Genomic DNA, 9,102 nt, shown 5'->3' with positions numbered 1-9,102 from the left:
CCTTCATTGATGAGAAAGAGTGGTCGGGAAACCAACTTTATCTTATCATGAAGTGAGGCTTTTTTTGACCCCACGCTGAAAGCTTTCCTGAACCCCCGGCATAGCCGGGGGTTTTCCAAGTGCATAATAAGAGAACAGAAAAGCGCATCGCTTTTCTACCCCATAAAAAAAGCAGAGAGCTTGAAGTGAGGCATAAGTTTTTTTTGAGTCCCGTAGATAAGCAAATTTCCCTAAGAACTGGAGCACCTAATAGGTTTGAGTACCTTAGATAAGCCGCTTTCCCTAGGAACTGGAGCCCATAGTAGGTTTGAGTCCCGTAGATGAGCTGCTTTCCCTAGGAACTGGAGCCCATAGTAGGTTTGAGTCCCGTAGATGAGCTGCTTTCCCTAGGAACTGGAGCGCATGATAGACTTGAGTCCCGTATATAAGCTCTTTTCACCATGAACTGGATTACTAAATAAAGATGTGTCCCATAAATTAGTTCCAGGGGGATAAATAGGTCTTAAAATTCAAAAAAACTGTCACAGCAGGGGGAAAAGGTCCCTGATATGACAGTGTACTTCATTTCTTAGGCTACATTTAATTTTTTTAACCTAAACCTAAAAGCCTTTCTTCTGGCCCTCATATGGCGGTTCATCATTATTTATAAATTCTTCCACACTGGGACCTGACAATTTTCTCAGCCCTTTAATGCCAAGAACATAGGTAGTAATCAGCAACAAGATGTTCATTGGCCAGCCTAATATAGAGTTGACGACAAAGTAAATATCAAGCTCTCCCATTAAAAAGAGTGGGACCTGAATGGCCAAGCGAAGCGTGAAGTAAACCGCCCATAAAAGGGTCACATTACGGTAAGCCGGCCGGATATCGTCTCGCCAGTACCATTCAATCGGCCAGCCTCTGGTAATGTGACTAGCCAGTGCAGCCAATGGTTTTTTCAAAAAAAGTGAGACCACACAGGCAAGGGCAATGAGACTGGATGTAATCAGTCCGGGTAGATAATAATTAATAGCCTCACCGGAAAAATAACTTAGAGCTATTGAAAACAAAACCCCGCCAGTTCCGACCAGTACGTATTTCTTTGTGTGTTTCTTGATAATTCTATAAAGGATCAGACCGAAAATATAAAGCAGTGTCAGCCCTGCGGCTACTTCAAGAGTGGACAGGCGGTTAGTAATGAAAAATATAAAGGGTGGAAACAGAGCGTCGATAGTCTTATTCTTGAAGACGAGTTGAAGCTGCTCCAGCCATTCGTTAAGTTTTTCCATGATTGTCACCTTTGGAGAAACCGTGCAGAGCGACGTTCCAGTCTCCTTTTGCTTCATAAAGAGCTTTTAATACATAGATACTCCCAGTCAGAAAGCCGAATACCATCATGTTTACAACCCAGATAATCATCTTCCAGGTGGTGTCTTCGCGGTAGACAATCCATATGGAAAATAGAGCAAAGCCGACATATAAATCGATTAACGACATCACACCCCAGGGATTATCGAGCAGGGCACCTCCGTCTATAAAGAAATCACCATTCATAAAGGCATTAATCAAACCGGCTGTCATTGCCAGCAGACAAATCCATGCGACCAGTTTTGCAGCTTTCATCTGTTTTCCTCCTTTTAAAATCATCAAAATCAAGCAAATTTCATTTATAAAAACCGTTATTTAATAACAGCTTAAGTTTACCATAATCTAAGTTATAAAAGTAAAATGAGAAACTTGTATACTTTTAACTGCATGTTGTGATAATCTTATCATGAAAGGCAGAATAATAATGATACGAGTGATAACAAAACGGATTCAAACATAGTCAACAAACTATACTCATTGCCACTGCGTGATTGTAATACAGAAGATGAGATAACCATACTTAGGAAGACAGAAAAGAGAGGACACTACAGACATGAAAATAAAAGGATATTTGTCATCAGCATTAATCGGTTTCTCCATTCTTGGCTTTCTTTCCACTACTGCTTCAGCCGAGGAACAGGAAGAAACAAGCTACTTAACGGTCTCAGACGAGCCTATTTTGTCTTTGCCGGATGAATTCCCACGTCAGTTTCTATATGAGAGCCTGGTAGACATCGATTATCCTGAAGATGGAGTGAAAGGGATTTTTCTTACTGGCAGCGCAGCAACGGGTGAAAGCATGAATGACTTAACCCACTTACTGAATACGACAGCATTGAATGCAATGGTGATAGATGTCAAAGACGATGACGGCACCATTGTAATGGACTTGGATTCCGATCACGAGTTTGTCCAGGAGTTTACTCGGGAGTATGTTGATGCCGAAGCATTGATGCATCATTTGGAAGAACATAATATTTACCCGATAGCTCGAATTGTTATTTTTAAGGATACACGTCTAGCCAATCTACGCCCTGACCTGTCCTTTACAGACGAAAATGGGGAAGTCTGGTCCAACCGATCTGGCGCAAGTTTTTTGAACCCATATGAGCGTAAAGTGTGGGATTACAACATTGAGGTGGCGAAGCAGGCTGCAAAATTAGGATTCAAAGATATTCAGTTTGACTATGTCCGGTTCCCTGAAGGCTTTGCCAGCATGGATGAACAGCTGACCTATTCCCGCGGTGAATACGAGGAGAGTGACTCGGATAACGTTCAGCAGCGAGTTGATGCGGTCACAGACTTTATTGCAACTGCCCGTGAAGAGCTGAAGCCATATGATGTTGAGCTGTCTGTTGATATCTTCGGTTACTCGGCACTCGTTCGAGAAGAGCCAAATATCGGTCAAAGCTTTACCCGCATATCAGAAAATGTGGATGTCATCTCCTCGATGATTTACCCAAGCCACTGGGGACCAGGGAACTTAGGCATTGCCCGTCCTGACTTGGAACCCTATAACCTTGTGTATAATTACATGGAAGTAGAAAATGAAGTTCTGGCAGAATTAGGCGAGGGCGCTCCGCGCACACGGCCTTGGCTCCAGGATTTTACAGCCTCATATCTGGGCGCAGGCAATTTTATGCGCTACGGCGATCATGAGGTTTCGGAACAAATTCGCGCACTTCATGAACACGGCGTTGAAGAATACCTGCTCTGGAATGCGGCAAGCAACTATTCAGAAGGCGCTACGTTCGATTTCAATGAGTAAGCAATAAGCTCTTTTATGACGTTCCATTTTAATAATGATAGTCAAAGCATCAGCCTTACGCTGGTGCTTTTTTTCATAATAAAAAGTGAAGTCGGTAAAATCAGTAACGGTTTTTGTTATACATTCTGCATCTATAGATGTTACCCTGATAAATGAATGGGAAAATATGTATGCTAAGGAATTTAATAAAAAGTAGGCATTTTAACCATTATTATTCGAATAAATAGAAAATGAATGACCATGAAAGGGTAGGAAGTTATGAATTATAAAAAGTATTTCAGCACAGGATTTGCCGGTTTAACCTTGGCAATTCTCACATCCCCGGCAGTTTCAGCTGAGGAAAACATAGAAAACGAACCAACTTACTTAGAATTGTCGGAAGACCCTCTGTTATCTCTTCCAGCTGAATTTCCCGAGCAGTTTATGTATGACAGTCTCGTGGATATTGAGTACCCGGAAGATGGCGTCAAAGGTGTCTATCTGACTGGTGATGCAGCAACAGGTGAGAGCTTATACGACTTGACTGATTTACTTAATACAACGAAGCTGAACGCGATGGTCATCGACGTGAAAGATGATGATGGAACCATGGTTATGGATCTGGATTCTGATGAGGAGTATGTTCAGCAGTTTACTCAGGAGTACGTTGATCCGGAAGAATTAATGCAGCACCTGGAGGAAAACGATATCTATCCGATTGCTCGTATCGTTATTTTCAAAGATAAACAACTGGCAAATGAACGTCCGGATCTCTCCTTTACGGATGATAATGGGGAAGTCTGGTCCGATGCTTCAGGAGCAAGCTATGTGAATCCGTACGAGCGAGAAGTCTGGGAGCACAATGTAGAGGTAGCCAAGCAGGCAGCGAAATTAGGCTTTCGGGATATCCAGCTGGATTATGTGCGCTTCCCTGAAGGCTTTGGCAGTCTGGATGAGCAGCTGAATTATTCCCGAGGGGACTATGATGAGAGTGATTTGGATAATGTCCAGCAGCGAGTTGATGCCGTAACAGAATTTGTTGCCTATGCACGTGAAGAATTGAAACCTTATGATGTGGAGCTTTCGGCTGACATCTTCGGTTATGCAGCACTTGTCGAGGAAGAGCCGAATATTGGTCAAAGTTTTGTAAGGATTTCGGAAAATGTAGATGTCATTTCGTCAATGATTTACCCGAGTCACTGGGGTCCTGGGAATTTAGGCGTGGAGGTGCCTGATTTGGAACCTTATAACCTTGTTTACAATTATATGGATGTGGAGAATGCTGTATTGTCAGACTTAGGGGAAGACAAGCCGAGAACAAGACCGTGGATTCAGGACTTTACCGCAGCTTATCTGGGAGAAGGCAACTTTATGGAATATGGCGATGAGGAAGTCTCTGAACAGATTCGTGCACTCCATGAGCAGGGTGTAGAGGAGTACTTGCTTTGGAACTCTGCCAGCAACTATTCAGAAGGCGCTACATTTGACTTTAACAATTAATGTTAATAAAGACTCCGGTTCGCAATCGTAACGTGGAGTTTAATAATCAAATTATATAAAAGGCTTGCTGTCCGCTCTTGTGGCAGCAAGTCTTTTTTGAATTGCACTGCAAATATGTCCAGTGACCTTAGTCTATCTTTTTGAAAAAGAAAGCAGAGCCTGTCTGCTCAGTGAAGCCGTTTTTCTTGTAAAAAGGATAAGCGGATACGTCTTTGTCGGTCATGAGCGTGATGTGGCTCATTTTCTTCTCTTTTAGATAGAACTCTATTTGTTCAAGAAAAGAACTGCCTACCCCTTTGTTCTGACAGTCTTTAGCGATGAAAAACTCTTTTATATAGTATTCTTTCCCCTGCCACCAGTTAAATGTGTAGCCGAGTGAGCCGCCAATCAGGACACCTTCCTCATCAAACAGCCCAAGAGACAGAGAGTTGCTGTTGTCGGTCAAGTCTTTGAGATATAAATCAAGCTGTTCTTCACTCGCCCATTCGTCAAACCAGGGTGCAGAGGTGAAGACATCAAGAAAGAGTGCGCTCAATTCTTTATAATGCTCTTTTTGCAATGGAATAATAGTCATTCTGTTTGCTCCTTTTAGATTTTGCTGTATGCGTTTATCATATCATAGTTAAAGATATACAGGCGGATTCAATATAGTTGAATAGATTTTCCAATTAACGTAGTCTGAAGAGTGTATAAGCACGTGTCTGGTTTAGCTTGAAACGACATAATTTCTGAAGATAAGAGGTGAATGGAATGGCATTCGACTACGATTTGGATTTTGATAGCATTGACTTCAGAGAACAGCCGGATCTCTATCGAGTAGGCAGGGGAGAACAAGGTGTTTTAATGGTAGAGCCTTATAAAAGTGAAATTCTTCCGCATTGGCGGTTCAAGACGCCTGACATAGCAGAAGAATCATCGGAAAAAATTTACCAGATGTATCTGGATTACAAAGAAGCCGGTGATTTTGTAGGCATGGATATGGCGCGGAAATTTCTACAGATAGGTTACACGCGTTCTCGGCGCTATGCCAATTATAAAGGCGGACGCAAGTATGATGAAGACGGTAATGTCAAAGATCGTGACATTGATGAAGAAAAGGCAGAATCCGCAGCCATTTTTGAAAAAAAGTGGATTATTGTAAGAGAAGATGAGGATTATTTGAAACTGAAAAAAGAGCATCAGAAAAAGCACGGATAAATAGGCACGTCAATTTTGAGGAGGCACAGTGATGAAAGTAGTTGTTATTGGAGGAAGCGGGCATATCGGAACCTATCTGATTCCTATACTGGTAAGGGAAAATCATGAAGTGATTATGGTCAGTCGAGGTAAAAGCGAGCCCTATGTCAAAGATTGGGCCTGGGATAAAGCTGAGCGGGTAGCGATGGATCGCAGTAAAGAGCCAGACTTTTCAAGGAAGATTGCCGAGATGAATGCGGATGTAGTCATTGATCTGATTTGCTTCAAGCTGGAAGAAGTCAAGGAAATGGTTGCTGAGCTGAAAAAAACCGATTTGTCTCATTACTTATACTGCTCGACTATCTGGACGCACGGGCGAGCAGAGAAAATCCCAGCGGAGCCAAACGATGAAAAGCACCCTTTGGACGAATACGGACGCCAGAAGTACGAAAGCGAAAAATACCTGCAGCAGGAGTACCGAGTGAACGGTTTTCCTGTTTCAATGGTTAGTCCGGGTCAAATATGTGGTCCCGGCTGGTCAATCATCAATCCGCTGGGTTATGGAGACGACAGTGTTTTCCAGACAATTGCAGACGGCAAGGAACTCAAGTTGCCTAATCACGGGATGGAGACCCTGCATCCTGTTCACGGTGAAGATGTGGCCCAAGTCTTTTTTAAAGCGATGAATCACCGGACTCAGGCATTGGGGCAGAACTTCCACGCTGTTTCAAAAGACTCACTAACGCTTTACGGCTATGCGATGGCGATGTACCGCTTGTTCCAGCAGGAACCGAATATCAGCTTTTTGTCATGGGATAAATGGGTAGATTATGTGGAAAGTGAGAAAAAAGCCAGCATCTCATACCATCACATTGCCCGCAGCGGCTACTACAGTACTGAAAATGCTAAAGATCTGATTGGTTACCAACCCCGCTATACGTCAACTCAAGTCGTGGAGGCGTCAATTCAAAGCTATATTGACCGCGGCGTTATAAATGTGAAGTAGCGGGATTCTGATACGCTTTGAGACCAGTTCTAACCGGAAATACTTCATGAACTGGTCTCAAAAACAGTTTAGTAACCAGTTGTGAGTTCAATTAGATAGGAAATGGTCTCTACGACCATTTCCATCAACTCTAAAGAAATAAAATAAGGAAAAGTCCTGATGCGTCAGGACTTTTTTGACTGCTTACGACATTATTGCGAAACTAAAATAGCTTAACGGACTCTGAAAAGGAATTTTTCACAAAACATTATAGGAACCATTGAGAAGAAGAGTAAAAAGATTTATTCTATAAGATGGAGCATGAAAGAAAAATGAAATTAACTAACAAAAAATAAGTTAATCCATGTTATAATAACAAACGGACACGTTTAACGTCATGGATAAGTAAAAAAGGAGAGTCTCACGCAATGACTTATGCACTCGAAATAAAAGGCTTAAAAAAAGTATATGCAGGCGGTGTTGAAGCCCTGCGCGGCATCGATCTGAAAGTAGAAGAAGGCGACTTTTATGCCCTCCTTGGTCCTAATGGGGCCGGTAAATCGACTACAATAGGAATCATCACCTCTTTAGTCAACAAGACTTCAGGCAAAGTGAAGGTGTTTGATTATGATATTGATGGCCAACTGATGCAGGCTAAACGTCAGATTGGACTGGTACCTCAGGAGTTTAATTTCAATCCCTTTGAGACAGTGCAACAGATTGTTGTAAACCAGGCAGGCTATTATGGCGTTTCCCGCAAAGAGGCAATTGAGCGCAGTGAAAAATATTTGAAGCAGTCTGATTTATGGGAAAAGCGGGACACGCGTGCCCGCATGCTGTCCGGTGGAATGAAGCGACGCTTAATGATTGCCCGTGCGCTGATGCACGAGCCACGCCTTTTGATTCTCGATGAACCGACTGCCGGAGTGGATATCGAGTTAAGACGGGATATGTGGCGTTTCCTTAAAGAGCTGAATGCGAACGGAACAACTATTATTTTGACGACCCACTACTTGGAAGAAGCTGAAATGTTGTGCCGCAATATCGGGATTATTCAAAAAGGTGAACTCATTGAAGACACCAGCATGAAAACTTTGCTGGCTAAGCTGCAGTTTGAAACGTTTATTCTGGATATTGAACCGACAGGCATGAAGCCGGTTATCAAGGGCTTCGACAGTGAACTTGTCGAAGAGTCAACGCTGAATGTGGAAGTTGCACGTGATCAGGGGATTAATGATGTGTTCGACCAATTGTCGAAGCAGGGCATCAAAGTCCTATCCATGCGCAACAAATCCAACAGGTTGGAAGAACTGTTCCTGAAACTGACTGAAGAAAAAACTGTAATGGAGGATACTCATGTTTAGTCTTTATTTTACAGCGTTAAAAAGTCTGGCGGTCAAGGAAACCAACCGCTACCTAAGAATCTGGGTTCAGACACTGGTGCCGCCGGTTATTACGACCTCCCTGTACTTTATTATTTTTGGTAACTTGATTGGAGGAAGAATCGGCGAAATGGGTGGCTTTTCGTATATGGAGTTCATCGTACCCGGTCTGATTATGATGTCGGTCATTACGAGTTCCTACTCGAATGTCTCATCTTCCTTTTTCTCACAGAAATTCCAGAAAAACATTGAAGAGCTGCTGATAGCTCCCGTGCCCACTCACATTATCATGTGGGGCTTTGTTGTCGGAGGGCTTGGAAGAAGTATATTGGTCGGGACACTGGTCTCCATTATTTCCCTGTTTTTTGTACCACTTCAGGTCTATTCCTGGAGCATGGTTATCCTGACGCTGTTAATGACCTCCGTCCTGTTTTCTCTGGCGGGTCTATTAAATGGGATATTTGCTCAGTCTTTTGACGATGTATCCATTGTACCGACATTTGTTCTACAGCCTCTAACGTATTTAGGTGGTGTGTTTTACGCTATTTCGATGCTGCCACCGTTCTGGCAGGCTGTATCCCGTGTGAACCCGATAGTCTATATGATCTCCGGCTTCCGTTTCGGCTTTTTGGGCGTTATTGATGTACCGATTATTATATCAGTCAGCATTTTAATTCTATTCATTATCGTTCTGTATTCAATCGACTGGTACTTGATCGAAAAAGGCCGCGGACTAAGAAGTTAAGCGTAGAGTCGTATTGGCTTACAGCAATGTAATAAAGAAACCTGAGGTGGGCAGCTCTGTAAGTTGTCTGCTTCAGGTTTTTTATATGTTTACACACTAGTGTTGCATTAAAAATTTTAACTGTTTCAACACATGAAAAAGTCCTTTATAATGGGGTGGGATGACTTATCCAAGACCAAAACAAAGGACTTACAGCATGGATAAGTATAAAACAAAAATG

9 protein-coding genes are annotated in these 9,102 nt (G+C 42.6%); 6 read left to right on the top strand and 3 right to left on the bottom strand.

The genetic code is table 11. The features are described 5' to 3' along the window. Positions 1-599: 599 nt before the first annotated feature. Complete coding sequence (locus ACYVLS_RS09700) at positions 600-1,268, bottom strand: DUF3159 domain-containing protein (RefSeq protein ID WP_460324000.1); 669 nt, start codon at positions 1,266-1,268, stop codon at positions 600-602. Next, positions 1,255-1,602, bottom strand: coding sequence for a DUF1475 family protein (locus ACYVLS_RS09695; protein WP_460323998.1), 348 nt, complete (start codon positions 1,600-1,602; stop codon positions 1,255-1,257). The genes ACYVLS_RS09700 and ACYVLS_RS09695 overlap by 14 nt, the downstream gene beginning before the upstream one ends. A 298-nt stretch (positions 1,603-1,900) precedes the next feature. Here ACYVLS_RS09695 and ACYVLS_RS09690 point away from each other — a divergent pair, with 298 nt between their 5' ends. Together ACYVLS_RS09690 and ACYVLS_RS09685 are read left to right on the top strand one after the other, a co-directional pair. Then, a complete protein-coding gene (locus ACYVLS_RS09690; protein WP_460323996.1) occupies positions 1,901-3,115 on the top strand; it encodes a putative glycoside hydrolase in 1,215 nt (404 codons plus the stop codon). A gap of 258 nt (positions 3,116-3,373) precedes the next feature. After that, positions 3,374-4,594 (top strand): putative glycoside hydrolase, encoded by a 1,221-nt coding sequence (locus ACYVLS_RS09685; RefSeq protein WP_460323994.1) that lies wholly within the window; start codon positions 3,374-3,376, stop codon positions 4,592-4,594. A 127-nt stretch (positions 4,595-4,721) separates the two neighbouring features. On the opposite strand, the gene ACYVLS_RS09680 is transcribed toward ACYVLS_RS09685, so the two are convergent. Beyond that, positions 4,722-5,168, bottom strand: coding sequence for a GNAT family N-acetyltransferase (locus ACYVLS_RS09680; RefSeq protein WP_460323991.1), 447 nt, complete (start codon positions 5,166-5,168; stop codon positions 4,722-4,724). A 176-nt stretch (positions 5,169-5,344) separates the two neighbouring features. Between ACYVLS_RS09680 and ACYVLS_RS09675 the strand changes: the two genes are divergently transcribed. The 4 genes from ACYVLS_RS09675 (at position 5,345) to ACYVLS_RS09660 (ending at position 8,882) form a co-directional block, all read left to right on the top strand. After that, a complete protein-coding gene (locus ACYVLS_RS09675; protein ID WP_460323989.1) occupies positions 5,345-5,791 on the top strand; it encodes a DUF4385 domain-containing protein in 447 nt (148 codons plus the stop codon). A 31-nt stretch (positions 5,792-5,822) separates the two neighbouring features. Further along, positions 5,823-6,776 carry an NAD-dependent epimerase/dehydratase family protein gene (locus ACYVLS_RS09670; RefSeq protein ID WP_460323987.1) on the top strand — a complete coding sequence of 318 codons (954 nt, stop codon included), beginning with the start codon at positions 5,823-5,825 and terminating at the stop codon, positions 6,774-6,776. Positions 6,777-7,183: 407 nt separating this feature from the next. After that, on the top strand, positions 7,184-8,119 hold the full coding sequence (locus tag ACYVLS_RS09665; protein WP_460323985.1) for an ABC transporter ATP-binding protein: 936 nt from the start codon (positions 7,184-7,186) through the stop codon (positions 8,117-8,119). Further along, positions 8,112-8,882: an ABC transporter permease gene (locus tag ACYVLS_RS09660; RefSeq protein ID WP_460323983.1), complete on the top strand. Its 771-nt coding sequence runs from the start codon at positions 8,112-8,114 to the stop codon at positions 8,880-8,882. Before ACYVLS_RS09665 ends, ACYVLS_RS09660 begins: the two co-directional genes overlap by 8 nt. Positions 8,883-9,102: the final 220 nt, after the last annotated feature.

The sequence above is a fragment of the Alkalibacterium psychrotolerans genome (genome assembly GCF_054784355.1).
Note: the sequence above shows the minus strand (reverse complement) of the source record. Positions and strands in the feature narration are given on the sequence as shown.